Origin of the sequence: Blautia sp. AF32-4BH (assembly GCF_003460565.1) — a bacterium.
GTDB lineage: Bacteria > Bacillota > Clostridia > Lachnospirales > Lachnospiraceae > Fusicatenibacter > Fusicatenibacter saccharivorans.
The window spans coordinates 18,963-44,790 of sequence record NZ_QTVL01000012.1; the positions used below are offsets into that span (position 1 = coordinate 18,963).

Below are 25,828 nucleotides of genomic sequence, written 5' to 3' on the forward strand. Positions count from 1 at the left end.
ATTAATTTGCATTCATACTGCCGGAAAGGAGGTTTCCATGGCATTCGCAGAAACGTTTAAAGCTCTCTCCGATCCTGTCCGGCGAAGGATTCTGGAGCTTCTGAAAAACGAAAGACTTTCTGCCGGGGAGATCGGATCGCACTTTGATATGGCAGGTGCAACCATCTCCTACCATCTCGGTATTCTGAAAAAAGCAGATCTTGTGCTGGAATCCCGGGAGAAAAATTTTATTTATTATGAACTCAACACTTCCGTCCTGGAAGAAATCATGCTCTGGATTTCAGAGCTCAAAGGAGGCACTTCTGATGTGGAAAAAATATAAAACAACACTGATTCTGACAACACTCATTTCTCTTTTTCCGATGGTGATCGGACTTCTGCTCTGGAATCGCATGCCGGACACCATTGCCACCCATTTTGGCACAAACAATGTTCCAAACGGCTGGAGCAGCAAAACGATGGCAGTGATCGGTATTCCTCTGTTTCTTGCCGCTCTGCAGATTTTTACCGCTGTTCTCACTTTTTCTGATCCGAAGCGGCAGAACATCGGCCCGAAGATGATCCGTCTTGTTCTGTGGATCATACCTGTAACCTCCCTGATAATCTGCTGCTCCATCTACGCAAACGCAGTCGGCATCGCAGTTGATATCGGTTTTGTTAGCAATGGGATTGTCGGCCTTCTCTTTATTCTCATCGGCAATTACATGCCAAAATGCAAACAGAACTACACAACCGGCATCAAGGTTCCATGGACCCTTCACAGTCAGGAAAACTGGAACCGCACTCACCGCCTCGCCGGCTGGGTTTGGATCATCGGCGGCGTTGCCATGATCGTAAACAGCTTTCTGCAGCTTGAATGGATTTTATTTCTCACGATCGCAGCGCTGGTTTTGATTCCGATCGGATATTCCTTTCTCCTGTTTCAGAAAGGAATCTAAACCCGGAGAATTTTTTATAAGAAAATTCAACGAAGTTTCCTGTTTAAAAAAGCTTCTGTTCTTCCCTTTTTCCGGGAGGAACAGAAGCTTTTTTATTTCGCGATTTTTATATCTATAAGGAAATGATTCCTATTTTTATACTTATTCTACTGGATGCAGATTTTTCAATGATACATCAAGAATCGGTGCAGAATGCGTCAGTGCACCGCTGGAAACATAGTCTACGCCGGTGTCGAGGATCGTGGCGATATTTTCTTTTGTCACATTTCCGGAGCACTCGGTTTTTGCTCTGCCGTTGATGACGGCTACCGCCTCTTTCATCTGCGCCGGAGTCATATTGTCGAGCATGATAATGTCGGCACCTGCATCTGCTGCTTCGCGGACCATATCAATATTTTCGCACTCGACTTCAATCTTGCGCACAAACGGAGCATAATCGCGTGCCATCTCGATCGCTTTTGTGACACTGCCTGCAGCTCCAATATGGTTGTCCTTTAACAGAACGCCATCGGACAGATTGTAGCGGTGATTCTGGCCGCCACCGATTTTGACTGCATATTTTTCAAAAATACGCATATTCGGGGTCGTTTTTCTGGTATCGAGAAGGGTCGTTTTGGAACCTTCGAGCAGCTTCGCAACGCTTCTCGTATACGTTGCGATTCCGCTCATCCGCTGCAGATAATTGAGCGCGGTTCTCTCACCGGACAGCAGAACACGGATATCGCCGTTTACGGTTGCGAGCAGATCGCCTTTTTTGACTTCATCGCCGTCTTTCACATACGGAATAATCTCGGTTTTCTCATCGAGCAGAGTAAATACTCTTGCAAATACTTCCATACCGGCAATGACGCCGTCCTGTTTGCAGAGAAGCTGTACCGTTCCCTGGCAGGCTTCTGGCATGACAGCATTCGTGGTTACATCTTCACTGGAGATATCTTCCTGCAGTGCCAAAAGCAGCAGATTATCCACATTTAGTGTTCTTGTGATTGGATTCATATTCATCTTCCTTTCTGATCGCATCCCAGATGCTCTCTTTGCAGCGTTCTGCATATTCTTCCATATTCTGGTAATCTTCTTTTCTAATATCGTACCGTTTTGCAAGGAGCTTCCATTCATCTTCCTTCGGCTCCGTTGCCGTTTCTTTGCGGTCTGCGTTCTCTGTAAGACCCTCTGCGGCCCATTCGGCAGCCATCTTCTTTGCCGCGCGTTCTGCGAATACAAGGCTCTCCAGCAGAGAATTGCTTGCCAGACGGTTTGCACCGTGCACGCCGTTGCAGCTCGTCTCACCTGCTGCGTACAGATGATCCATCGTCGTTTCGCTATTGCTGTCTACCTTGACGCCGCCCATAAAGTAATGCTGTGCCGGTACAACCGGAATCGGTTCTTTCGTGATATCATATCCCTCTTCCAGGCATTTCTGGTAAATATTCGGGAACCGTTCTTTTACATCAAGCGGAATCGTTTTCAGGGAAAGCCATACGTGCTTCGTGTGATCCTTTTCCATCTGGCGGTGAATCTCACGGGATACCACGTCACGCGGCTGCAACTCATTGGTGAAACGCTCACCGTTTTTATCGAGCAAAACAGCGCCCTCTCCGCGGACAGATTCGGAAATCAGAAAACGGCGGCCTTTCTTTTGGGAATACAGCGTTGTTGGATGAATCTGTACGTAATTGACATTTTTCAGTGCTACGTTCCTGTGGATTGCAATTGCAAGTGCATCTCCGGTCAGATGCGGGAAGTTCGTGGAATTATCGTAAATTCCGCCGATGCCACCGCATGCCCAGATCACATCCCTGGCATAAACCGGAATCAGCTTTCCTTCTTCATCCCGGATCAAAACACCCTCGCAGACATTTTTGCAGGAAAGAATATCACACATTTCCGTGTGCGCAAGAAGCGTCACGTTCGGCAGCTTTTTTACCTGCGCGAGAAGCTTGCTCGTAATCTCCTTTCCGGTTACATCGTCGTGGAACAAGATGCGATTGGTAGAATGTGCGCCTTCTTTCGTATAGCAGAGTTCCCCGTTTTCATCGCGGCGGAAATCCACACCCCAGGCGATAAGCTGATTGATGACATTCCGGGAAGAACGGATCATAATGTCGACGGATTCCGGCGTATTTTCATAGTGGCCGGCATGCATCGTATCCTCATAGAACGCATCGTAATCGTCTTCGTTTTTCAGAACACAGATACCGCCCTGTGCGAGGAAGGAGTCGCTGTCCTCGGTATCTGCTTTTGTTATCATCAGAATATCGGCTTCCTGGGGCAGATGAAGTGCCGCAAAACATCCTGCCACACCGCATCCTACAATCACTGCATCATAATACTTTTTCATTTCATTTCCTCTTTTCCGCTTCTGCGTTCTGCTCATTTTGTTACTTTGCAAGCTCGAGCATTCTTAACAGCGGCGCATGTGCGTCTGAAATTTCCTGTTCGCTTAACAGAACTTCATTCTCCTCGTTTTCCAGTGCTTCTATTAATTTGTCCAATGTTACTTTTTTCATATTTGGGCAGATCTGCGTATTTCCCACTGCATAAAACTTCTTATCCGGGCAGCGCTTTTTCAGCTCTGCGAAAACGCCAAGCTCGGTTGCAACGAGAAACTCGGTATTTTTACTTGCCTCGGCATATTTGATGATGCCTGCGGTGCTTCCGACGTAATCGGCAAGTGCAACGACTTCACTTCTGCACTCCGGGTGAACGAGAAGCTTTGCCTGCGGACGCGCTTCCTTTGCAGCCTTTGCAGCTTCCGGACGGATGGCAGCATGTACGTGACAGAAACCGTCATTTAAGATGATATGTTTCTCCGGCACCTGCTCAGCCACATAGGTACCAAGATGCTCATCGGGGATAAAGAAGATGTCGTGGTTCGGCAGTTCTTTTACAATTTTTACTGCATTGGAGGATGTGACACAGACGTCGGAATGACTTTTTAATTCCGCGGTGGAATTGACATAGCATACGACAGCCACATCCGGGTACTCTTTCCGGACTTCCTCGATTTTTTCAATCGCTGCCATGTGAGCCATCGGGCAGTCGGCATGCAGATCCGGGAGCAGTACTTTTTTGCCCGGGTTTAAGATTTTGGCGCTCTCACCCATGAAACGAACGCCGCAGAGAACGATAACACTGGCGTCCACTTTCGTCGCCATGTCGCTTAAGTAATACGAATCTCCGATGTAATCGGCAATTTCCTGCACTTCATCCGGCACGTAATAGTGTGCCATGATGACGGCGTTTTTTTCTTTCTTTAATGCTTCCAGCTTTTCTCTTCTGGTATCCATTGGTTTTGTTTCCTTCCTATTTTTACTATCACGATTCAGAACCCTGAATCGTGATATTTTTTTAACACTTTAGCGCTTAGTATACCACAACTTTTATCATGTGACAAGACAGTTGTAATATCCATTGTCCATTTTTTTCCTGCCTTTTCCCTTCCCAGTGCTCTATAATAGGAAGTACTTGTCTAAGACATGAAAATCTGTGACGCAGTAATTCACGTTCTGCTGCGCTGAATTTTTGCATTATTTTCCGGGATTGCTATAAAAACACCCGGAAATTTGACGGTTGCATAATTATCTACAAAAAAAACGGCCACAATACCCATATTTACTGGGTTTGTAACCGTTTTATCACCATACAGCCGTCAAAGTACGGGATTCTATCATTTCACCTCTGATATGTCACTATTTACCATTTCTTCCGCCGTATCTTCTTCTATTTCTGTCTTTGTCACCTGTTTGATATGCTTTTTTTTCAGATGCAGATATACGAATTCCCGAAAAATAGTATAAAACACGGAAAGCAACGGAATGAAAACAAGCATACCTACAATTCCCATAAGATTTCCGCCGATCGTAACTGCTGCAAGAACCCAAATCGACGGAAGCCCTACAGACTCACCCACAACATGAGGATAGATCAGATTTCCCTCGATCTGCTGCAGCACCAGAAATACTATAATAAATAAAATTGCCTGTTTCGGATTTACCATAAAGATCAAAAAGCTTCCCACTGCACACCCGATGAAGGCTCCGAAAATCGGGATCAATGCCGTAAACGCAATTAAAACTCCAATCAAAAGTGCATATGGCATCCTCAAAATACTCAATATCACAACAAACATACAGCCAAGGATCACGGCTTCCAGACACTGACCTGTAAGAAAATTTGCAAATGTCCGATAAGTCAGAGAGCAGACTTTAAGAAAAGCATCTGCTTTTTCCTTTGGAAGAAAAGCGAAAAATACTTTTCGAATCTGCACCTGCAGCGTTTCCTTCTGAAAAAGGACATAGCAGGCAAAGGAAAATGCAACAAAAAAGGCTGCCAATCCACTAACTATGGAACCCACTGCTGACATTGTGATATTCATCATATTTCCTGCACCATTTCCAAGTAGGCTTATCCCCCACTTGATCGCCTGATCCGGATTAAACTGTACCTGATCTACAAGCTTCATGATTTCCTGGTTATTATGGGAAAACTCCCGGATCCAGCTTTGCATCTGCGGAATAAAATCAGCGATACTCATCATCAGGGTTCCTATTGTCCGCGTAAGCTGCGGAATCACACCAAACATCACCAGTACAATCACGCCAACCGCAAATACGATCGTGAGGAACAGGCTTATTGGTCTTGCCAGTTTTTCGACTATCTTATTTTCTTTTTTTGCCCTTCCAAAAATTTTCTTTTCCAAAAAGCTCATTGGCACGTTGGTCACAAATGCGATCGCTCCGCCAAGTACAAATGGAAATACGATCCCCCATATTGCTTTCAACACATCGAGTACCACATTAAACTTCCACAGCGCGACCACAAGAAATGCTGTAAACACAATAAGTTCCCGGATTTTTTTTACAGATTTTTTACTTATATCCACTGTCATTCTCCTCTTTTTCTTAATTTCATGCGTATCCATTTAAGCAGCTGAATAATCGGAAGACTTGCAAACGCAAATTTTCAAACTTAAATTACTCCCCTTTATTAGACCTAATCGTATAACAGAATCGGTACCTCTGTCAAGATTTTTGAAATTATATTTAAAGTGTAAAAAGATATAGTCGCCATTTTCTTTCTTGCCTTTTCCCTTCCCTATGGTCTATAATAGAAAGTACTTGTCTAAGATACGAAATTGCTGATAAAGGAGCATTTTATATGAACAAAAAGGAAATTGCTGAAATTAAAAAACTGTTTACCCCATCCCACTGTGCGATCACGCGAATCTGCGGATGCTATGTGGATGCGGAAAAGAATATTAAGACAAAATTAAAAGAAGCGTTTCTCTCTCTCGAAGAGGAAGAAATGTTTAAATATTTTAAGATTTTTAAAAGCACCCTCTCCGGTACCATCGGAAAGAATCTGCTGAATATGGAGTTCCCGCTCTCCCAGGAAAGTGAGGGCGGCACACAGGAGTTTCTCTTAAAACTCCGCAACAGTGAGCTGAAGGACGAAGCGCTGATTGATGAATTTTATGAAAAGGTGATGGCGGATTATCTCTATCCGGAAAACTACTATATTATTCTGATCCATGGTGCCTACGATGTACCGGGACGCGCTTCGGATAATCTGGATATGGACGATGCTTCCGATTACGTCTATGAATTTATCCTCTGCAGCATCTGCCCGGTAAAACTCGACAAACCGGGTCTCTGCTACAATGTGTCCCACAATACGATTGAAAACCGCGTGCAGGACTGGGTGGTCGGCGCACCGGAAAACGGTTTTCTCTTCCCGGCCTTCACAGACCGCAACACGGATATCCACAATCTGCTGTATTTCACGAAAAACGCAGAGATGGATCAGCCGGACTTTCTCGACCACTTCCTGGGCTGTCAGGCGCCACTCTCCGCGAAATCCCAGAAAGAAACGTTTCAGTCTATTATAGAAGAAACTCTCGATTCCGCCTGTGATTTTTCTACTGTTATGACCATTCAGGAGAACTTAAATACCATGATTGAAGAGCGGAAAGACGATCCGGAACCGGTGGTGCTCGATAAACACGAGGTAAAACGTCTGCTCGCCAGCAGCGGCGTACCGAATGAACAGCTTGACGAGTTCGACGAGAAGTACGAATCCATTGCGGATGAGAAAGCAAGCTTCGTTGCCTCGAACGTGGCCAGTACACGGAACTACGAGATCCGCACCCCGGATGTTATCATCAAAGTCAGCCCGGAAAAGGCCCAGCTCATCGAAACCCGTACGATCGACGGAACACCGTATATTCTGATCGAGGCAGCCGATGAAGTGGAAATCAACGGAATTCTTTTAAAACCGTCACGGCCATCCGATGCGGATGATACCGAATTTTAACAGCCAAATGACAGCGAGTCTTTCTCCCTGTCCGAAAAGAAAACGGCAGTCCCAGACAAAAGGGCTGCCGCTTTTTCTTCCTTTTTATTTATGCTTAGCAGAGTGCTTTCCCAAGTGCAATGCATGCTGCCTCAGCTTCATCATCTGGCGCGTCTGCGCAGATCACGCTGTCGCATACCAGCTCGGCGCCATCATTTTTGCAGCTTTCTTCCCAGGTGCGCATCCACTCGCCGTCTCCCCATCCATAGGAACCGAACAGAGCGATTTTCTTTCCGGAGAGTTTGGATTCACATGCGGAGAACATTGGCTCGAACTCGGTATCTTCCAGCTCTTCTGCCCCCATAGCCGGGCATCCGAAAGCGATTGCATCGTATGCATCTACATCATCCGCAGAGAAATCTGCGCAAGTCAGAACAGAAACTTCTGCGCCTGCCTCCTTTGCTCCCTCTGCTACTTTCTGTGCCATCATTTCTGTGTTGCCGGTTCCACTCCAATAAACTACTGCTACTTTGCTCATGTTTCAAATCCTTCTTTCTTTATTTTCTGATTCCGGGGGATTTTTCTTTCCCCGATCCTACTGCCCTTTTTATGGTATGCAGGATTTTATGTTAAACAGCTACGGTGAGCTGTAAAACGCTTCTTCCCTGCTTCCAGAGACGCAGATACACGTTTCTGCATTTCTGATAGCGCTGAAATGTTTTCTGTGCTTCGCACTCATTGCAATAGACCTTCCAGCATCCCTTGCATTTATAATTGTGGCCTTTGTTCTCAATAAAACCAATCACATCACCGAGCGGATAGTCGAGAAACACACCGATCTCATGCGGAAATCCTTCTTTACACTCTGCTACCCGGGTTTTCAGGCGATTCAGTGCATAGGCAATGTCTGTATTTTCATATCCATAGGATTTTAAAAACGCTGCATTCTCCGGATTTTCCAGCTCCTTCTGGAGAAGCCCTTCACGGTACACATAGACCAGTGCTCTCGTCTCATGCTCCCGCAATACAAAGATGTGAATTCCTTTTGGTTCCAGACAGGCACTCCAGTATGAAATCTGATCTTCCAGTTCTTCTTTGGATGAAAATGTCATATTACATAAATTTGCGGCTTTGATGGAAGCCAGCGTTGCCGAACAGTGTTCGATCAGAAATCTCTCAATCATGCCTTTTACGTCTCCTTCTTACATTGCTGCTGCGCAGTGCTCATCTAATACCGAGCGAAGTGCGGTGGCACTGCTGGTATGGATTCTTGCGATCGGAATATTGTTTTTCTTTGCTTCCTGGGAAGCAGTGATGACCATTTTGTGGGATACGGTGTTGGTAAAGAGAATCATCAGATCCGGATTCCCAATTTTTTTCTTAACGGAGCCATGCTCTTTCGGGAACACCTTTGCTTTACATCCATAGTCTTTACAGATATCTGTATATTGACACACCATTCTTTCATTTCCACCGATAATTACGACACTCATCTTCTCTACCTGCCTTTCTGTTGTTATCTTATGCTACTTGAAATTAGTTTATTCTAACTCCTGTGTTTTAAGAAAGAATCCCTCTACCGGGATCCCGTATGATTTTTGGTTTTATCCGTTGTACTTTAGTTAGCTACATCTAACTGTTGGGTATATCATACCGTTTTTGTCGGATTTTGTCAAGGATATCCTGCAAATTTTTCCGGCTTTTCTTGAGAAAATTGTATCATTTTCTTTTTCACATCACGCTGGTGAAAGAATATTCGCAATGGAAGCAGAGACTTTCCCTGCTTTTGTTAAAAAGCCGCTGGAATCTTAAGAAGAAGACTCCAGCGGCTTTCCCGTTGCTATTCTGTTCTGTTTTTTATACCGGCTCGTCCAGCAGGTTACCCATACTCTTTAAGCCAATGTAAAGAGTAGATGTATTGTGAAGCAGTGCGGAAGTGGTTGGCTGTAAAATGCCGCCCACGCCGAGCAGAATCAGTCCGGCATTGAACGTAACGATAAAGCGGTAATTCTTATGAATCCGTTTCATCAGACGGTTGCTCAGCATACGAAGCACCAGAATTTCTGCCAGATCGTCTGCGGCAACGGTGATATCCGCGATCTCACGCGCAATCTCTGCGCCCTCGCTGATGGCGATTCCAACGTCTGCGGCAGAAAGTGCCGGTGAATCGTTAATACCGTCACCGATCATAATGACTTTACGTCCCTCTGCTTTTTCTTTCTCCACAAAGTTTGCCTTATCCTCCGGCAGTACCTCAGCATAGTACTCGTCCACGCCGACCTTCTTCGCGATCGCTTTTGCCGTGCGCTCGCTGTCTCCGGTCATCATGACGATCTTTTTCAGACCTGCTTTTTTCAGCTGACGGATAATTTCGGCCGCCTCCGGACGAAGCGGATCCTCAATGCAGATAACTGCTGCAAGTACACCTTCTAAGGCAAGATAGAGATGAGAATACTCCTCCGGCAGATGACGGAACTTCTCTTCCATTCCTTCCGGAATGATACTGTTCTCATCCTCAAATACGAAGTGATAACTTCCAATAATCGCTTTTTCGCCATTGATCGTTGTAGAAATACCGTGTGCAACGATATATTCTACTTTGGAGTGCATCTCCTCGTGATCCAGATGTTTCTCTTTTGCCGCGTCTACTACGGCTTTTGCCATGGAATGCGGAAAATGCTCTTCCAGGCAGGCTGCGATGCGCAGAAGCTCATCCGGGCTCTTTGTTTCGCTGAAGGATACCACCTCTGCTACGGTCGGCTGCGCTTTTGTCAGTGTTCCGGTCTTATCGAAAACGATCGTATCCGCTTCCGCCACAGCCTCCAGGAATTTACCGCCCTTTACGGTGATCTTGTGCTGGTTTGCCTCGCGGATTGCAGAGAGAACGGAAATCGGCATGGCAAGTTTTAACGCACAGGAGAAGTCTACCATCAGAATAGAGAGTGCTTTCGTTGCATTTCTGGTCAGAAGATACGTCAACGCCGTTCCGCCAAGGGAATACGGTACAAGACGGTCTGCCAGATGCTCTGCCTTGCTCTCCAGTCCGGATTTCAGTTTCTCGGACTCTTCGATCATCGCGGTAATCTTCTCGTAACGGCTGGATCCGCCGGTCTGCTTCACAAGAATGGTAAGCTCGCCCTCCTCAAGAACCGTTCCCGCATAGACAACGGAACCTAAGGTACGGCGTACCGGAACAGATTCTCCGGTCAGAGAAGCCTGGTTTACCATACCCTCGCCGTTGGATACCTCGCCGTCGAATGGAATCAGATTTCCCATATGTACGACAATCTCGTCGCCCGCAACAATTTTTTCAGACGGAACGAGAATTTCCTGGCCGTCTTTTTTCAGCCATACCTTTCCGACGTTCAGCGACATGCTGCGTGCCAGATCTCCGACGGATTTTTTATGCGTCCATTCCTCAAGCAGCTCTCCTACGCCGAGCAGGAACATGACAGAGCCTGCGGTTCCATAGTCGCCGCGGAGCATCGAAACACCGATTGCGGTTGCATCAAGAACCGGAACTTCGATCTTTCCCTGTGCCAGTGTCTGGATTCCTTTCCAGATATATTTTACGGAAACAACCGTAGTATAGATGGCACGGATCGGTGCCGGAAGAAGCCATTTTCTTCCAAAGTGGTAAATCACTTTGCTGATCAGCTTTTCCTGATATTCGTTGTTTAACGCTCTGCCGGAGCTCTCAAGCAGTCCGGTCGGCAGCTCTACTTCCTCGTAGTGGAAGAGCTGTATCATCCGAATCACAGCGGCTCGTTCTCCCTCGTAACAGATCACGGCATCGCCGGTTCTGTCATATACCTTCGCGAAAGATACCTGGTTCTGATTCTGCAGATAGTACAGCAGTGTCTCTGCCTGTACGGAGGACATGCGCTTCTGTGCCAGATGGATTCGGATTCTGCCTCTGCTTTCGTGTTTAATATAAAATTTCAAATCTTATGCCTCCTAGAAAAACACCTGCAGAGAATTCTGCAGGCGTTTTGTTTTTTCCGTATGAATACGACGTAAATCAGATGTTGCTGTGTACAGCTTATGCCTCAACCGTATCCTCTGCTTCTGCTTCAACAGCTTCCTCTGCTGTCTCTTCAGCTACATCCTCTACTGCCTCTTCTGCTGCTTCACGCTCTTCGTTGATCTGTTTTGCGTCAGCATAGATGTCCTCCGCATTCTCCTGGATGGTCGTTACCGTATCCATAACAACTTTCTTTGCACGAAGAACAGCTGCGGTGCAGTTGGTGTAAAGTTTTTTCGCATCCTTGCTGGACAGTGCTTTGATACCTGCTGTTCCGAATAATACTCCTGCTGCGAAAAGTCCTGGATGTTTTAAATCTTTGATTGTCATATTACATTTCCTCCTGTTATTAAAATAAATTTTTTCTGAATTTTACATCTTCCCCCGCTGTGGTTCACAGTATAGCACTCACCTGCTCGGTTAGACAATACGTACAGTTCTTTTTGATAATTATTTTCATTAAAACAGGGAAAACGGAAGGAATTTTCACCCGTTTTCCCCGTTTTTCAGCCTTCCACCGCTGAAACAATCACATTTTCAATATCCTGATTCTGAATATAGCCCTTTGCCTTCAGTCCGGATTTCATCACGTCCATCCACATCTCTCCGCTTAAGCGGCAGATGGTATGATCGCTCAGTTCTACGGTACAGCCCTGATCTTTGAAGCATTCTTCTCCACAGGCAATCTTGTAAAAATTTTTGCGGCTGATTGCACCGATGCTCTCCAGTGTATTCACCATGCGATACACCGTAGCAGGCCCGATGCTGCTGTCTTTCTGCAGAGCTTTATAGTAAATTTCTTTACAGCAGGAGCACTCCTCTTCCAGGATAATATCGAGCAGAATCCGTCTCTGTCTGGTTATTCTGCATCCCTGTTCCCGGAGCTTCTGAATAATCAGTTCTCGCTTCATCTGTGTTCTGTGATAATTTCTGGCTTCATGCTTTGTCTGTTCCTGCGGCATACGTTCTACCTCCTGATGATGATTCCTGTCCTGTCAGTCGCAATGTCCCTTGCACTGCCCGCAGTTACCACCACAGCTTCCCTTGCCGCTTTTTTTATCTTTAATCATACTGCGTACTGCAAGTCCTACCAGACCAACAACGACTACAAGTGTGATAAAAGTTCCCATAGAAACAACTCCTTTCTTTTCAAAAGAGTCCGCATCCTGCAGCGGATGCCGGATACGGACTCTTCATTAGATACATGTTCTCTATCTGTCACAGCAATTATTTGCTGAACATTTTGTTGGTGGAAACGCTCAGAGTTGCGCTCTCTTTGTAAGGTCTTACCAGCAGATATACAAATCCGATGATGAGCAGAACAGCAACTACCGTTCCGATTCCAAAACCGCCGCCGATGAACAGGTTACCGATCTGATAGATGCACAGGGATACAACATAGGCAAGCAGTGTCTGATATCCGATTGCAGTAAAAAACCATTTGGTATTGTTCATCTCACGTTTGATTGCACCCATTGCTGCGAAGCACGGTGCGCACAGAAGGTTGAATACCAGGAAGGAATAAGCTGCTACCGTAGATAAGCTTCCTGCAAGCTGTCCCCATATCTCGGCGCCGTCTTCTGCAACTTCGCCAAAGCCGAACAGGATACCGAAGGTACCAACAACGTTCTCTTTTGCGATCAGTCCGGAAACAGCTGCAACAGCCATCTTCCAGTCGCCCCATCCAAGAGGTGCAAACAGAGGAGCGATCACGCTTCCGATGGAAGCCAGGATACTGTCATTTAACTGCTCAGCTTCCAGCATTCCGAAGGATCCGTCAACCCATCCGAAGTTCATCAGGAACCACAGAACGATGGTAGACATCAGGATGATCGTACCGGCTTTTTTGATGAAAGACCAGCCACGCTCCCACATGCTGCGGAGAACGTTGCTTACCGTCGGCCAGTGGTAAGCCGGAAGCTCCATAACAAACGGAGCCGGATCGCCAGCGAACAGTTTTGTTTTTTTCAGGATGATACCGGAGCAGATGATTGCTGCGATACCAACGAAGTAAGCACTTGGCGCAACCCAGGAAGCTCCATTAAACAGGGCACCTGCGATCAGGGCGATGATTGGAAGTTTTGCTCCACAAGGTACAAACGTTGTTGTCATGATGGTCATTTTACGGTCACGGTCATTCTCGATGGTACGGGAAGCCATGATACCAGGAACACCACAACCACTTCCGATCAGCATCGGAATGAAGGATTTTCCGGAAAGTCCAAATTTACGGAAGATACGGTCCATGATGAATGCAACACGCGCCATGTAACCGCAGGACTCCAGAAATGCCAGGAACAGGAACAGTACCAGCATCTGCGGTACGAATCCAAGTACGGCACCAACACCGGCAACAATACCATCCAGGATCAGACCCTGCAGCCAGTCAGCGCAGTGGATCGCATTCAGCAGATTTTCAATGGCCGGCGGAATGATCTCTCCAAAGAGTACATCGTTGGTCCAGTCCGTTACAAAAGTACCTACTGTTGTGACAGATACATAATATACAACCCACATAACAACTGCAAAGATCGGAAGTGCCAGCCAGCGGTTGGTTACGATCCGGTCGATCTTATCCGATGTTGTCATGGCGTTTTTCTTGTTCTTTGTGACACAGTCACCGATGATGCTGGAAATATAAACGTAACGCTCGTTTGTAATAATACTCTCGGTATCGTCATCAAATTTGTCTTCCAGCTGTTTGATCTCGGCAGATACATCCGGAACGGATTTCATCTGCTCTGTGATCTTATCATCTTTCTCCAGAAGTTTGATTGCAAAGAAGCGTTTCTGCTCATTTACAATATCACTTCCGAGTTTGCTCTCAACGGTGCGGATGACTGCCTCCACATCCTTGTCAAACTCATGAACCGGTACAGCAGCACCTTTTTTCTGTGCAATCTGCACTGCTTTATCAGCAGCTTCTTTGATTCCGGTTCCTTTCAGAGCAGAGATGGTTACAACTTCACAGCCCAGCTTTTTCGCCAGTTTGTCGATATGTATTTTGTCTCCGTTCTTCTCAACAATATCCATCATGTTGACAGCCATGATCACCGGAATACCAAGTTCCATGATCTGTGTGGACAGATACAGGTTACGCTCAATGTTGGTACCATCTACGATGTTCAGGATCGCATCTGGTCTTTCATTAATCAGGTAATTTCTGGCTACCACTTCCTCCAGTGTATACGGAGATAAAGAATAGATACCCGGAAGGTCCATGATGGTGACATCTTTGTGGCCTTTGAGCTTTCCTTCTTTTTTCTCGACGGTTACACCTGGCCAGTTTCCTACGAACTGGTTGGAGCCTGTCAGTGCATTGAACAATGTTGTCTTACCGCAGTTCGGGTTTCCTGCGAGTGCAATCTTAATTGCCATTTTTTCCATGCCCCTCTTTCTTTGATTTTTACTGATTTTAATAACTTCACAAGCCTTACCAATATTGGCTACAGCTTGCTTTTGTTAGCATCCGCTAACAAGCAGGCAAAAAAAATTTACTCTACTTCAATCATTTCGGCATCTGCTTTTCTTAAGGATAATTCGTATCCTCTGACGGTTACTTCGACCGGATCGCCGAGCGGAGCAACTTTGCGCACGAATACGTCAACACCCTTGGTGATTCCCATATCCATGATTCTTCTTTTGACCGGACCGGAGCCGTTGAGTTTTACAACTTTAACGGTTTCTCCTACGGAAGTCTCTTTTAAAGTCTTCATCTTCTCTCCTTCTTTCCTATCAAATCAGGATTTTGGCTGCCATATCTTTTCCAACGGCCACCCTGGAATCTTTCACATTCACGATGAGATTGCCGTCGATTTCCGATACGACTGTCACGTTTCCGCCAACGACGAAGCCAAGATTTTCAAGAAATCTTCTGGTCTCTTCTTTTCCGCCGACTTTTCTGATTGTGTAACATTCGCCTGGATTTGCCATCGTTAAAGGCATAGTCAATTACCTCCTGTGTATGATAATGAGTTTCATCTCTATTTCAGTTGTTAGTATATGCTAACGTACGTTAGATGTCAACTGCTTTTTTACTATTTTTTTGTATTTTTTTCTGAAATTTACTCCGTTACTGAGAAAAAGCCTTCGTTAAGAGCCCTGTTTTTTTGAAAAATAAGGCAGAACAGAGAAATTTCGTATCTCCCTGTTCTGCCCTTTTTGCTTTCCATTTCTTTTTAGAAACGGTACATCATCTTATGCCATTTTGCACCGCCATGCGTCGAGTCGGAAAGTTCAATATATTCGTATCCGATCCTTTTGTAGAATGGAATCATATGATCCTTGCACGTAAGAACAACGGCTTTTTTGTCACGCTCTCCTGCGCTTTTTACCATATGACGCATCAGTGCTTCTCCAATGCCCTGTTTCTGGAACTTCGGATTGACGTCCAGTCCGAAAATCATCTGATAATCACCGTCCGGGTTGTGCAGCGTGGCGTCATGGTAGAGTGCATCCGCCAGATAATCGGTATCCGCACAGCAGCCATTGCAGAAGCCTGCGATTTCGCCGTCTTCAGTTTCCGCTACAAAAAAGCTGTTTTTGCAGGTTTTGTACCGCTCCATGAAGTCTTCATAACCTGCCGCCTCGGCAGCCGGGAAACATAGCGCCTCCACCTCGGCTACCTTTTTCAGATCTTCCTCTTTTACCGGACGGATCGTATACTTTACTTTTCGTTTTAAATAGGGCTTCAGTCCCGCAACGACTTCTTCCACCGTTCCATCCACGAACGGATTCTTCAGTCCGGCCAGCTCCAGCAGTGCAAAATATCCCTTGCTTCCGCCTGCTTGGCAGAGACGGTAATAATCGTCCCACGCCTTTTCCGGCTCTTTTTTGGAACGCTCAAAGAACTGGAAAGCACAGATCTGTGCCAGCGCATAATCAATATAGTAGAACGGGTTCACAAAGATATGCTGCTTCTGCATCCAGAAACCGCCCTCCTCGAGGAACTTGTGGCCGTCATAATTTCTCCATGGCATATAGGTCAGCTCTAACTGATGCCAGATCGCACGGCGCTCCTTGGCCGTCATGCCGATATTTTCAAATACCTTATGCTGGAACTCATCCACACATACCATGTACGGAATCACTTCCAGCGCGCTCATCAGGTGCGCATAACGGTAATCATCTGCTTTCTCTCCAAAGAATGCATTCATCCAGGGGTATGCGAAATGCTCCATTGTCATCGAGTGAATCTCCGCCACCTCGCTTGTCGGGAATACCATATCCATAAACGGAATCTGTTTTGCCGCCGTATACGCCTCGAATGCATGGCCCGCCTCATGAGTCAGAACATCAACGTCCGCGCTCGTACCATTAAAGTTGGAGAAGATGAACGGCGCCTTGAACGTATTCAGAAATGTGCAGTAACCGCCTGTCTGTTTTCCCGGCTTCGTCTCCAGATCAAACAGCTCATGCTCCACCATAAAATCAAAGAACTCACCCGTCTCTTTCGACAGCTCATGGTACATCTTCTGCGCCTTCGCAACCAGTTCCTCCGTCGTTCCTTCCGGAACCGCGTTTCCTTCCGGGAAAATCAGCTCCTCATCGTAATAATGCAGCCTGTCCACTCCAAGCCGTTTCTCCTGCTCCTTCCGAAGCTCCAGGCAGAGTGGTACAATCTTCTCCTTCACCTGCGCACGGAACCTTGCAACATCCTCCGCCGTATAATCGTATCTTCCATAGCTCAGGTAAATAAATTCAATGTAAGAAGAAAATCCCAGCTTCTTCGCAATTTTATCGCGCAGCGGAACCATCTTGTCATACAGCGCATCCAGCTCCCCAGAAATCTCTTCATACAAATCTCCCCATGCCGTCATCGCCTCTTTCCGCATCTGGCGGTCCGTACTCTGCATCGCCTTCAGAAGTCCATAAAAATTACACGTTTCGCCCTTAAATTCCGTCGAAGCATTCGCCGTAATTTTACTGTACTGCTGCGTCAGATTCGCCTCTTCGATCAGATCCTCCACGATACAGTCGTCCGCTAATTTTTGGCCAACCTCCATATTCTTCACAAAGAATTCCCCGAACTCCTCTGCAAACTCTTTGATAAACGGAGACTCCAGAATCACCTTCTCTGCCTTTTGTATCAGCAGATGGATCGCCGGAATCGTCTCATTCCAGAACTGAACCTCTCCTTCATAAAACGAATCTCTGGTGTCCACCGTATATCTTACCTGCGCCACTTCCGCCATTGTCGCCCCGGCATCCTCGCGCGTTTTTTCTTCCATAAAAAGTCCGCGCAGCTCCTCATATGATTTTGCCTCTTTGAGCGCCTTCGTATACGCTCTTACTTTTTCCTGCTCTGCCTCCATGTCCGGCCTTACGTATTCAATTTCCGAAAACTTTTTCATCTTCTCTTACCTCCTTCTATTCCAGAACGCCCAGATTTTTCAACTCATGATAAACCCGGGACGCCGGCAGTCCCATCACATTATAATAGTCTCCCTGGATTCCTTTCACAAACTTTGTCCCAAACACCGTCTGAATTCCGTATCCTCCAGCCTTATCCGACCACACAGGAGCCTCCCCCTCTTTCTCAAGAGCAAGATACCCGTTTATCTCCTCCTCTGTCATCGCATAAAACTCTACATCTGTACGGTCACAGAACGATACCACACGCTTTGCGTCCCCCTCTGTTACCGCAATCGTAACTCCAGTATACACCTGATGCACCCTTCCCTGCAACTGCTGCATCATTCTTCTGGCTTGTTCTATCCCCTTCGGCTTGCCAAGGATCTCCCCTTCAAAAGCCACAACCGTATCCGCCCCGATCACAACGGCATCCCCTTCGGTAATCTCCGCAACATCCAGACATTTCAGCCGTGAAAGCTCCTCCACAACCTTCTCCGGTTCCGCAGACGTCACAACTTCTTCCGCCCCTGAAGCCTGAACCTTACACCGTATTCCCAACATCTCCATCAACTCTCTTCTTCTGGGTGACCCCGAAGCCAATATCACTTTCATCCTGCTGTCTCCTTTATTTTTTCTTTCATGACATGCATTTTTTTTCACACCATGCAGCGGTCCGCGGGAATGTGCGGCTTGCGCCAGATGGCCGGATAAAATAAGTACGCCGGGAACAAACACAATCCACTCGTGTCCGTTCCCGGCGTACTTATTTTATCCAGATGCCTGAATTTCCGTCTTATGCAAAGCAAAACGATAAGCCGGGTTATGTCGTGTGTAATCATCTATCCAATGGAACTGTCGCCAGTCCCCTTAAGCGACCCACCTGAAAACATGACGGGCAGCCATATACGTTTTCTATTCGGTCTTGCTTCGGATGGGGTTTACATGGCTTTCTCTGTTACCAGAGAAACGGTAGTCTCTTACACTGCCTTTCCACCCTTACCAGGAAAAACCTGGCGGTATCTCTCTGTTGCACTATCCCTGGAGTCACCTCCGCCGGACGTTATCCGGCACCCTGCCCTGCGAAGCCCGGACTTTCCTCACCTGGCCCCTTTCGGTCCTGCCAGCCGCGATTACATATCTTACTTTGTCAAAAACGGAACATCAGACAGTTAATAATCATATCACAAACTTTCTCTGTTGTCCATCCCCCAAATCACAGATCCCGCAAAGCAGCCTCTCATACATCAAAACAGCTTCCCCCCACAAACTCCCGCAGAATCGAATTCTTGGGAATATCCTCAATCGGCACTCCGACAAAATAATCCAAAAACTTCAGCAGCCGCTTTGCCTCCTGGTACTCCGGCTCTCCCTCCTCAATCTGGAACAGCAGCGGTTCCGCATACAGCTTCAGAACCGAAAGCTCATACACCAGCGCTGAATTGAACATCACATCCGCCTTCTCCTGGTTCGGAAAAATATTCCGATCCTCGCCGCGGCGCACCGACGGCCACATCGCAATCGTCTCCTTCGCCGACGTTGCCCGCGTCCGGCTGTCGCGCACCATCCGCCGGATCAGACGTCCGTCCGTCGTTGGAATCCGGTTGTGTTCATCCACATTAATCTGCGTCAGCGCACTGATATAAATCCGGAATTTACTTTCCGAAGGAAGCGACCACGTCAGTTTTTCATTCAGCCCGTGAATCCCCTCCAGCACCAGCACATCGGTCTCCTTCATCTGAATAAAATTCCCCTTGTACTCGCGCTTACCCGTCTTAAAATTAAAATACGGCAGTTCCACACGCTCTCCGTTCAAAAGTGCTGTCATATCCCGGTTCAAAAGCTCGATATCCAGTGCTTCCAGGCATTCAAAATCATAATCGCCGTTTTCATCCCGCGGCGTATCTACCCGGTTCACATAGTAATTATCAAGGCTGATCGGATGCGGCGTCAGACCATGCGCTGAAAGCTGGATGGAAAGCCGGTTGCAGAACGTCGTCTTTCCGGAGGAAGACGGACCCGCAATCAGCACAAATTTAACCTGCTTTCTTTCCGCAATCTGCTCCGCAATCTTCGCAATCTTCTGCTCCTGCAGCGCCTCCGCAATCAGCATCATCTGCTGGATATTGCCCTTCGTGATGCGTTCATTTAAGTCGGCAACCGTGGAAACTCCCATCTGCTCGCCCCAGCGCTCCGATTCCCGCTGCACCTGGAACACCTTCGGGGAGAGATTCGCCGCCGGCACCGTCTCCGGCGCCTTTTTCTCCGGCATCTGCAGCACAAAGCCGTCATCGTATAAATAGAGATCAAAATACTTCAGATAACTCGTATCATACGTCATAAATCCATAATAATAGTCTTCAAAATCCCCGAGACTGTACAGATTCACACGGGAGACACGGCGGTAACGGAACAAGCGGTCTTTATCCGTCATGCCATGCAGCCGGAACCGTTCTCTCGCCTCGTGCGTATCGACACTCCGCTTATAAATCGGCACCGCCTTTTCCACCTGTTCATGCATATACGCTTTTACTTCGTCCAAAAACGCCTGATTCAGCGTGATATCGCCGTCCACCGTGTAGAAAAAGCCCGAACCCGCCGAAAAATGCAGCATCACATGGCGGATCTTATCGTAGCCTCCCACATGATACACCGCTTTTACCAGCAGAAGAGAAAGACTCCTCTGATACGTTTTATGTCCGATCTCATCCTCCGTTGTCACAAATTCCAGTTCACAGTCTTTTTTCAGCTGTTTGTGCAGCTCCCGCAGCCGTCCGTCCACTTTCACAAGGACAATCGGCGCGTCCATTGTTTTTTCAAAATCCTTTGCAATCTCATAATAAGAGCAATTTTCCGGATATTCGTATCCTTTTCCATCAATTGTTACCTGAATCAATTGTAATTCCTCCTTCTTGCAAAACTTTCTGAAAATTCAGAAGTGACAGAAAAGGCGCGCCCGAAAATTACAACTGCTGAAATTTTCAGACACGCCCCTCTTGTGCAAACGCTGTCGTTACATCGTATGGAAACGCGCAAGCGCAGATTCCAGTACTGCCTCTTTTTCTTTTAATTCCCAAAGGCGCTGTGCTGCCTTTTCACTGGAGTGATCCGAAAGCTGGCGGATCAGCGTCTGGTTCTGCTCCTGCTGTTTCAGAAGGTATTCCCTCAGCACTGGATTTTCCTTTTCCAGAAGGCGCGGTCCATAGAAAAACTCCTCCGCCTTCAGATTCTCCTTTTCCCCTGGCACTGCCCGCAGAATCGGATAATATTTTCCATCCTCCTCTACAAAATTCTCCTGTGCAAGGAAAAATCCGTGTTCCAGAAGCCATGCACGCACGCGGTCGATATCCGACTGCGGCTCCAGGATCAGCTCCCGAAAACCGGACAGCAGCGGCTCACCTTCGCTTAAAATTCTTATGGTAAGCCCGCCGCCCATGCCCGCGATGAGAAGAGAATCACCCTCTCCCGCACGCAGGGCATGGAGTCCGTCGGAAAGTCTTGTTTCTATGTAGTCCCCCATCTGGTACTGCGCAATATGCTCCCTGGCCCGCTCCAGCGGTCCGCGGTTCACATCCATGGCGATTGCGGAGGAAATCTTCTTCTGTTCCAGCAGCGCAATCGGCACATAGCCGTGATCTGTTCCCACATCGACCAGGCAGCCGCCCGGGGTGACAAACTCCGCTACCGCGGAAAGTCTTTTTGATAACTGCATTTTCCTGTCGTCCTTTTCTTCCTCGCAGATTAGTCCAGGTAATCTTTCAGCTTTCTGGAACGGCTCGGATGGCGCAGTTTACGGAGCGCTTTCGCCTCGATCTGACGGATACGCTCTCTTGTAACATTAAACTCTTTACCAACCTCTTCGAGGGTTCTCGCACGGCCATCATCAAGTCCGAAACGGAGACGCAGAACCTTCTGCTCACGGTCGGTCAGTGTGCTTAAGACATCCTCCAGCTGCTCTTTCAGCATCGTGAATGCTGCCGCATCTGCCGGTACCGGCACATTGTCGTCCTGGATGAAATCGCCGAGGTGGCTGTCCTCTTCCTCACCAATTGGTGTCTCGAGTGAAACCGGTTCCTGGGAAATTTTCAGGATCTCGCGGACACGCTCCACAGACATGTGCATCTCCTCTGCGATCTCTTCCGGCGTAGGTTCGCGGCCTAACTCCTGCAGTAACTGACGGGAAACGCGGATCAGCTTGTTGATCGTTTCTACCATATGAACCGGAATACGGATTGTTCTCGCCTGATCTGCAATCGCTCTTGTGATCGCCTGGCGGATCCACCACGTTGCATACGTAGAGAATTTGTATCCTTTGCGGTAGTCGAATTTTTCCACCGCTTTAATAAGACCTAAGTTACCTTCCTGAATCAGATCCAGAAACAGCATACCACGGCCTACGTAACGTTTTGCAATCGAAACAACAAGACGAAGGTTTGCCTCTGCCAGACGTTTTTTTGCTTCCTCATCTCCCTCTTCCATTCTCTGTGCCAGCTTAATCTCTTCCTCTGCAGAAAGAAGCGGCACTTTACCGATCTCTTTTAAGTACATGCGGACCGGATCCTCAATGCTGACGCCTTCCGGAACGGAAAGGTCGATGTTCTCCATATCGATCTCTTCTTCTTCAGAAAGATCGATGTCATCGTCGTCCAGAAGGAGAAGATCACGGTCTGCCGCATTTGGATCCTCGGTCATGTCTGAAAGACGCAGTACATCGATGCCGCTTGCCTCCAGGTATTCAAATACCTTCTCCATCTGCTCCGCATCCAGCGGCATATCGCGGAAAAAGTCGTTGATTTCCTGATATTCCAGGACGCTCTTTTTCTTTTTGCCGTATGCTACCAGTTCTTTTAATTTTTCCATAAATTTTGCTTTATCGAACTCCATTGACTGTCCATCCTTCCATAGCTTGTATATATTCTGTCCCTGCCCTGCGAAATTAAACACGCAGATCAGAAGATTCCAGGGTTTTTCTTTGGTATCCAGGCCTCCTTAAAAAGCGAAATCCGGAAGTTCCCCTGCTTTCCACCGCTCCAGGCTCTTTTTGTCCGCCATCAGCTTCTGCAGCGCCGCCATATCGGTCACATTCATATGTGCCGACTGATACGCAATGCTGTTTTCTTTCATATTGCAGATCACATCATGCAGCGCGCGCCGTTTTTCCTCCTCTGTCTCCAGCGGGATTCTGGCATTAAAAAGGCCTGCAACTTCTTTCTGCTCCTCGGAATCAACAAACTGATTCAAAAGCTTTGCCGGATTCACCCCGCCCTCGTGATACTGCAGCACAATCATCTCTGCAATCTGGCGGTAAAGAGGTGTGGTAAAATCCTCCGGCGTAATATATTTTTCCAGTTTTCCAATGAGCGCCGGATAAGAGGTCATCCATGTCAGCATCAGCTTCTGTGCTTTTTCGACACCGCCCTCTTTCTCTTTTTTGTTTGCGGCTGTATTCCGCGGCTTGACACGCTCCGTCCTTCCGGCTCCTGATAGTGCCATCTGACCGACCTGCTTTCGCAGTACTTCGACGGCAATCCCGTATTTTCCTGCCACTGCCTCAAGATAACTGTTCCGCTCGATCTCATCCTCGATTGCAACGAGACGACGCACCGCCTCATGCAGGAAATCGGATTTGCCCTGCGGGTCGGCAAGGTCGAAATCGCGTTCCTTCATGCGGATCTCATACAAAACGCTGTTCTCCGCCTCTTCCAGACGTTTTTCGAACGCTTCGCAGCCCTCGTGCTGGATAAACTCATCCGGGTCCTTATACGGTCTCAAATTGACGACACGCGTTGTAAGACCAACCCCTTTGAGCATCGGAATCGCACGAAGCGCCGCTTTGACGCCTGCCTCATCGCTGTCATAGATCACAAGAACCTCGTCGGTATACCGTTTCATCAGCCCCGCCTGCAGCGATGTGAGTGCTGTTCCAAGAGAAGCTACCGCGTTATTGAATCCTGCCTGGTGCATGGAGATGACGTCCATATAGCCCTCGCAGATAATCAGATTTTTTCTCCGTGAAGAGCGCGCCAGATGCAGCCCGTAGAGATTGCGGCTCTTATCGAAAATCTTTGTCTCCGGCGAATTCAGGTATTTCGGCTTTCCATCCCCCATCACACGGCCTCCGAAGCCGATGACACGGCTGTTGGCATCCATGATCGGGTAAATGACACGGTTCCAGAACTTGTCCTGCATGCCATGCACCTCGTCCGCCAGAAAAAGGCCCGACTGACGCAGGATTTCATCGTCATACCCTTTTTCTTTTAAGAAACGGTACAGCAGGCTTCCATACTTATCTGAATAGCCAAGGCCGAATTTTCGAATCGTATCATCCGAAAGGCCGCGCCCCTTCAGGTAATCGTAGCCCTGCTTTCCGCGTTCGGTGTGGAGCTGGTAATAATAGAATTTCGCCGCCTGTTTGTTGATTTCCAGCAGCGTGTTCTTTAAATCCGCCTGCTCCTTTGCTTCTTTCGAATACTCCATCTGCGGAAGCTCCACCCCGGCCCGGTCGGCCAGAAATTTCAAGGCTTCCACAAACGTGAAGTTTTCGTATTCCATCAAAAATGTGAAAACATTTCCTCCGGCTCCGCATCCGAAGCAGTAATACATCTGCTTTCCTGGGCTGACGGAAAAGGAAGGGGACTTCTCATTGTGGAACGGGCAGAGCCCGAAGTAAGAGCTTCCTCTTCTTGTCAGCTTTACGTAGCCGGATATCACATCTACGATGTCATTTTTCATACGAATCTCTTCCACTAAATCATCGGAATATCGCATTTTTTCCTCCCTGTATCTAATAAACCGCCCAGGCTTTCGGCACGAACAGCTCCTCGTATTTGTGCATGGAATACTGATCGGTCATACCGGCAATGTAATCGCATACTACCTGTGTCTTGTCCTCGCCGCACCCGATCAGATTCCGGTACTCGCGGGACATCTGTTCCGGGTGCTCCTGGTAGTAGGTGTAGAGGGAAATCAGCATCTTCTTTGCCTTCTCCTCCTCTTTTTTCGCCTCCGGGTTGCGGTAGACGTTCGCGAACATCAACTCCCGCAGCATGCGCATTCCCTCGGCAATCTCCGCCGACTGGCGCACATACTCCGTTCCGCGGCTCTGCTCCACAATATCGTGGATCAGCGTATTGAGCCGCTCGCGGCACGTATCGCCAAGAACAACGCGGATCGTAATCGGGATGTCATCCTCGCTTAAGATGCCGGCACGGATGGCATCGTCCATATCGTGGTGGATGTAGGCGATCTTGTCGCAGAGACGCACAACCTGTCCCTCCAGGGTCGACGGTTTTCCCGCCGTGCGGTGGTTCAGAATCCCATCCCGCACTTCCCAGGTCAGGTTCAGGCCCTGTCCTTCCTTTTCCAGAACCTGCACGACACGGACGCTCTGTTCCGCGTGGCGGAAGCCCCCGGGATGCACCGCATTGAGCGCCGCTTCCCCGGAATGGCCGAACGGCGTGTGGCCGAGATCGTGGCCGAGCGCAATGGCTTCGGTCAGATCCTCATTCAGATTCAGCGCCCGCGCAATCGTGCGGGCAATCTGGGACACCTCGAGTGTGTGCGTCAGGCGGGTCCGGTAATGATCTCCCTGCGCAGCAAGAAACACCTGTGTTTTGTCTTTCATCCTGCGAAAGGCTTTGGAGTGGAGAATCCGGTCCCGGTCTCTCTGGTAGACGGTGCGGATGTCACACTCCGGTTCATATCGGTCCCTTCCTCTGGAATTCCGGCTGTGCGCCGCATAAGGACTCAGCTCCTGAAATTCCCGTTCTTCAAACGATTCTCTCAAGTTCAAACGAAGACCACCTCTTTCCCGGTAATATGCCTGTAACAGTTCTTTTCATTGTCCTCCTATTTCCTATATTCGGTGCCCGATTCCGATTTCCTTTTTTATTTTTCAAATTTTTCAAATTTTTTCAAAAAAAGTGTTGACGGCTTACAACTCTGGTGCTATAATACATCTTGTCGTCAGCGAGATGACAAAAACTTAAAGAACATGCGGAAGTGCTGGAATTGGCAGACAGGCCAGACTAAGGATCTGGTGGTCATTGCGATCGTGTGGGTTCAAGTCCCATCTTCCGCATGAAATTTAAAAACTACATAACATGCGGAAGTGCTGGAATTGGCAGACAGGTCAGACTAAGGATCTGGTGGTCATTGCGATCGTGTGGGTTCAAGTCCCATCTTCCGCAGAACGAAAACCCTTGTGCATGCAAGGGTTTTTTCC

The 25,828-nt window shown here is 47.7% G+C and carries 24 protein-coding genes, 2 tRNA genes and 1 other RNA gene; 5 read left to right on the plus strand and 22 right to left on the minus strand.

Annotated elements, in window-relative coordinates; translation table 11 throughout:
- Positions 1-37 precede the first annotated feature (37 nt).
- Complete coding sequence (locus DWZ44_RS13580; RefSeq protein WP_022462759.1) at positions 38-322, plus strand: autorepressor SdpR family transcription factor; 285 nt, start codon at positions 38-40, stop codon at positions 320-322.
- Entirely contained in the window at positions 306-938 is a 633-nt protein-coding gene (locus DWZ44_RS13585) for an SdpI family protein (protein WP_055267355.1), read from the plus strand. The genes DWZ44_RS13580 and DWZ44_RS13585 overlap by 17 nt, the downstream gene beginning before the upstream one ends.
- 141 nt (positions 939-1,079) lie before the next feature.
- On the opposite strand, the gene nadC is transcribed toward DWZ44_RS13585, so the two are convergent.
- From nadC to DWZ44_RS13605, 4 genes are all read right to left on the minus strand, one after another.
- Positions 1,080-1,934, minus strand: coding sequence for a carboxylating nicotinate-nucleotide diphosphorylase (gene nadC, locus DWZ44_RS13590; protein WP_117761766.1), 855 nt, complete (start codon positions 1,932-1,934; stop codon positions 1,080-1,082).
- Complete coding sequence (locus DWZ44_RS13595; protein ID WP_117761767.1) at positions 1,900-3,276, minus strand: L-aspartate oxidase; 1,377 nt, start codon at positions 3,274-3,276, stop codon at positions 1,900-1,902. Before DWZ44_RS13595 ends, nadC begins: the two co-directional genes overlap by 35 nt.
- A 40-nt stretch (positions 3,277-3,316) precedes the next feature.
- The gene (gene nadA / locus DWZ44_RS13600) at positions 3,317-4,225 is read right to left on the minus strand and encodes a quinolinate synthase NadA (RefSeq protein ID WP_117761768.1); all 909 of its coding nucleotides are present in this window, start codon (positions 4,223-4,225) and stop codon (positions 3,317-3,319) included.
- A gap of 380 nt (positions 4,226-4,605) precedes the next feature.
- Complete coding sequence (locus DWZ44_RS13605) at positions 4,606-5,820, minus strand: AI-2E family transporter (protein WP_243002094.1); 1,215 nt, start codon at positions 5,818-5,820, stop codon at positions 4,606-4,608.
- Between the two features lie 275 nt (positions 5,821-6,095).
- Between DWZ44_RS13605 and DWZ44_RS13610 the strand changes: the two genes are divergently transcribed.
- Positions 6,096-7,250 (plus strand): DUF4317 domain-containing protein, encoded by a 1,155-nt coding sequence (locus DWZ44_RS13610; protein WP_022462754.1) that lies wholly within the window; start codon positions 6,096-6,098, stop codon positions 7,248-7,250.
- A 94-nt stretch (positions 7,251-7,344) separates the two neighbouring features.
- On the opposite strand, the gene DWZ44_RS13615 is transcribed toward DWZ44_RS13610, so the two are convergent.
- The 18 genes from DWZ44_RS13615 to DWZ44_RS13700 all read right to left on the minus strand — a co-directional run bounded on the left by DWZ44_RS13615 (position 7,345) and on the right by DWZ44_RS13700 (position 25,396).
- The gene (locus tag DWZ44_RS13615; RefSeq protein WP_022462753.1) at positions 7,345-7,767 is read right to left on the minus strand and encodes a flavodoxin; all 423 of its coding nucleotides are present in this window, start codon (positions 7,765-7,767) and stop codon (positions 7,345-7,347) included.
- Positions 7,768-7,858: 91 nt separating this feature from the next.
- Positions 7,859-8,413 carry a DUF3793 family protein gene (locus tag DWZ44_RS13620; RefSeq protein WP_117805078.1) on the minus strand — a complete coding sequence of 185 codons (555 nt, stop codon included), beginning with the start codon at positions 8,411-8,413 and terminating at the stop codon, positions 7,859-7,861.
- A gap of 18 nt (positions 8,414-8,431) precedes the next feature.
- A complete protein-coding gene (locus DWZ44_RS13625) occupies positions 8,432-8,722 on the minus strand; it encodes a DUF2325 domain-containing protein (RefSeq protein ID WP_022462751.1) in 291 nt (96 codons plus the stop codon).
- A 364-nt stretch (positions 8,723-9,086) separates the two neighbouring features.
- The gene (locus DWZ44_RS13630; RefSeq protein WP_022462750.1) at positions 9,087-11,174 is read right to left on the minus strand and encodes a heavy metal translocating P-type ATPase; all 2,088 of its coding nucleotides are present in this window, start codon (positions 11,172-11,174) and stop codon (positions 9,087-9,089) included.
- Between the two features lie 97 nt (positions 11,175-11,271).
- A complete protein-coding gene (locus DWZ44_RS13635) occupies positions 11,272-11,583 on the minus strand; it encodes a DUF6110 family protein (RefSeq protein WP_022462749.1) in 312 nt (103 codons plus the stop codon).
- Between the two features lie 176 nt (positions 11,584-11,759).
- Positions 11,760-12,215 (minus strand): transcriptional repressor, encoded by a 456-nt coding sequence (locus DWZ44_RS13640; RefSeq protein WP_022462748.1) that lies wholly within the window; start codon positions 12,213-12,215, stop codon positions 11,760-11,762.
- Positions 12,216-12,248: 33 nt separating this feature from the next.
- On the minus strand, positions 12,249-12,383 hold the full coding sequence (locus tag DWZ44_RS13645) for a FeoB-associated Cys-rich membrane protein (RefSeq protein ID WP_022462747.1): 135 nt from the start codon (positions 12,381-12,383) through the stop codon (positions 12,249-12,251).
- A 97-nt stretch (positions 12,384-12,480) separates the two neighbouring features.
- Positions 12,481-14,631 (minus strand): ferrous iron transport protein B, encoded by a 2,151-nt coding sequence (gene feoB, locus DWZ44_RS13650; RefSeq protein ID WP_022462746.1) that lies wholly within the window; start codon positions 14,629-14,631, stop codon positions 12,481-12,483.
- A 116-nt stretch (positions 14,632-14,747) separates the two neighbouring features.
- A complete protein-coding gene (locus tag DWZ44_RS13655) occupies positions 14,748-14,969 on the minus strand; it encodes a FeoA family protein (protein ID WP_022462745.1) in 222 nt (73 codons plus the stop codon).
- 19 nt (positions 14,970-14,988) lie between these two features.
- A complete protein-coding gene (locus DWZ44_RS13660; RefSeq protein WP_022462744.1) occupies positions 14,989-15,198 on the minus strand; it encodes a FeoA family protein in 210 nt (69 codons plus the stop codon).
- A gap of 233 nt (positions 15,199-15,431) precedes the next feature.
- Positions 15,432-17,606, minus strand: a complete 2,175-nt coding sequence (locus tag DWZ44_RS13665) for a M3 family oligoendopeptidase (RefSeq protein ID WP_117805079.1) — start codon at positions 17,604-17,606, stop codon at positions 15,432-15,434.
- Between the two features lie 16 nt (positions 17,607-17,622).
- Entirely contained in the window at positions 17,623-18,219 is a 597-nt protein-coding gene (locus DWZ44_RS13670) for a Maf family protein (protein ID WP_117805101.1), read from the minus strand.
- A gap of 183 nt (positions 18,220-18,402) precedes the next feature.
- Positions 18,403-18,753: RNase P RNA component class A (rnpB, locus tag DWZ44_RS13675), an RNA gene on the minus strand.
- Positions 18,754-18,844: 91 nt separating this feature from the next.
- Positions 18,845-20,500, minus strand: a complete 1,656-nt coding sequence (locus DWZ44_RS13680) for a nucleoside kinase (protein WP_243002096.1) — start codon at positions 20,498-20,500, stop codon at positions 18,845-18,847.
- A gap of 117 nt (positions 20,501-20,617) precedes the next feature.
- Positions 20,618-21,316 carry a tRNA (adenine(22)-N(1))-methyltransferase gene (locus tag DWZ44_RS13685; protein ID WP_117805080.1) on the minus strand — a complete coding sequence of 233 codons (699 nt, stop codon included), beginning with the start codon at positions 21,314-21,316 and terminating at the stop codon, positions 20,618-20,620.
- Positions 21,317-21,345: 29 nt separating this feature from the next.
- Complete coding sequence (gene rpoD / locus DWZ44_RS13690; RefSeq protein WP_022462739.1) at positions 21,346-22,488, minus strand: RNA polymerase sigma factor RpoD; 1,143 nt, start codon at positions 22,486-22,488, stop codon at positions 21,346-21,348.
- 105 nt (positions 22,489-22,593) lie between these two features.
- Entirely contained in the window at positions 22,594-24,372 is a 1,779-nt protein-coding gene (gene dnaG / locus DWZ44_RS13695; protein WP_055228390.1) for a DNA primase, read from the minus strand.
- Between the two features lie 16 nt (positions 24,373-24,388).
- On the minus strand, positions 24,389-25,396 hold the full coding sequence (locus tag DWZ44_RS13700; RefSeq protein ID WP_117805081.1) for a deoxyguanosinetriphosphate triphosphohydrolase: 1,008 nt from the start codon (positions 25,394-25,396) through the stop codon (positions 24,389-24,391).
- 203 nt (positions 25,397-25,599) lie between these two features.
- Between DWZ44_RS13700 and DWZ44_RS13705 the strand changes: the two genes are divergently transcribed.
- Positions 25,600-25,684: transfer RNA gene (locus DWZ44_RS13705), tRNA-Leu, on the plus strand.
- 24 nt (positions 25,685-25,708) lie between these two features.
- Positions 25,709-25,793 (plus strand) — tRNA-Leu (locus DWZ44_RS13710).
- The last annotated feature ends 35 nt before the right edge of the window (positions 25,794-25,828 follow it).

What these genes read in the sequence shown, in the direction of transcription:
- DWZ44_RS13580 (WP_022462759.1), top strand. Translation starts at nt 38, where the DNA reads ATGGCATTCGCAGAAACGTTTAAAGCTCTCTCCGATCCTGTCCGGCGA.
- DWZ44_RS13585 (WP_055267355.1), top strand. Translation starts at nt 306, where the DNA reads ATGTGGAAAAAATATAAAACAACACTGATTCTGACAACACTCATTTCT.
- nadC (WP_117761766.1), bottom strand. Translation starts at nt 1,934, where the DNA reads ATGAATCCAATCACAAGAACACTAAATGTGGATAATCTGCTGCTTTTG.
- DWZ44_RS13595 (WP_117761767.1), bottom strand. Translation starts at nt 3,276, where the DNA reads ATGAAAAAGTATTATGATGCAGTGATTGTAGGATGCGGTGTGGCAGGA.
- nadA (WP_117761768.1), bottom strand. Translation starts at nt 4,225, where the DNA reads ATGGATACCAGAAGAGAAAAGCTGGAAGCATTAAAGAAAGAAAAAAAC.
- DWZ44_RS13610 (WP_022462754.1), top strand. Translation starts at nt 6,096, where the DNA reads ATGAACAAAAAGGAAATTGCTGAAATTAAAAAACTGTTTACCCCATCC.
- DWZ44_RS13615 (WP_022462753.1), bottom strand. Translation starts at nt 7,767, where the DNA reads ATGAGCAAAGTAGCAGTAGTTTATTGGAGTGGAACCGGCAACACAGAA.
- DWZ44_RS13620 (WP_117805078.1), bottom strand. Translation starts at nt 8,413, where the DNA reads ATGATTGAGAGATTTCTGATCGAACACTGTTCGGCAACGCTGGCTTCC.
- DWZ44_RS13625 (WP_022462751.1), bottom strand. Translation starts at nt 8,722, where the DNA reads ATGAGTGTCGTAATTATCGGTGGAAATGAAAGAATGGTGTGTCAATAT.
- DWZ44_RS13635 (WP_022462749.1), bottom strand. Translation starts at nt 11,583, where the DNA reads ATGACAATCAAAGATTTAAAACATCCAGGACTTTTCGCAGCAGGAGTA.
- DWZ44_RS13640 (WP_022462748.1), bottom strand. Translation starts at nt 12,215, where the DNA reads ATGCCGCAGGAACAGACAAAGCATGAAGCCAGAAATTATCACAGAACA.
- DWZ44_RS13645 (WP_022462747.1), bottom strand. Translation starts at nt 12,383, where the DNA reads ATGGGAACTTTTATCACACTTGTAGTCGTTGTTGGTCTGGTAGGACTT.
- feoB (WP_022462746.1), bottom strand. Translation starts at nt 14,631, where the DNA reads ATGGCAATTAAGATTGCACTCGCAGGAAACCCGAACTGCGGTAAGACA.
- DWZ44_RS13655 (WP_022462745.1), bottom strand. Translation starts at nt 14,969, where the DNA reads ATGAAGACTTTAAAAGAGACTTCCGTAGGAGAAACCGTTAAAGTTGTA.
- DWZ44_RS13660 (WP_022462744.1), bottom strand. Translation starts at nt 15,198, where the DNA reads ATGCCTTTAACGATGGCAAATCCAGGCGAATGTTACACAATCAGAAAA.
- DWZ44_RS13665 (WP_117805079.1), bottom strand. Translation starts at nt 17,606, where the DNA reads ATGAAAAAGTTTTCGGAAATTGAATACGTAAGGCCGGACATGGAGGCA.
- DWZ44_RS13670 (WP_117805101.1), bottom strand. Translation starts at nt 18,219, where the DNA reads ATGAAAGTGATATTGGCTTCGGGGTCACCCAGAAGAAGAGAGTTGATG.
- DWZ44_RS13685 (WP_117805080.1), bottom strand. Translation starts at nt 21,316, where the DNA reads ATGCAGTTATCAAAAAGACTTTCCGCGGTAGCGGAGTTTGTCACCCCG.
- rpoD (WP_022462739.1), bottom strand. Translation starts at nt 22,488, where the DNA reads ATGGAGTTCGATAAAGCAAAATTTATGGAAAAATTAAAAGAACTGGTA.
- dnaG (WP_055228390.1), bottom strand. Translation starts at nt 24,372, where the DNA reads ATGCGATATTCCGATGATTTAGTGGAAGAGATTCGTATGAAAAATGAC.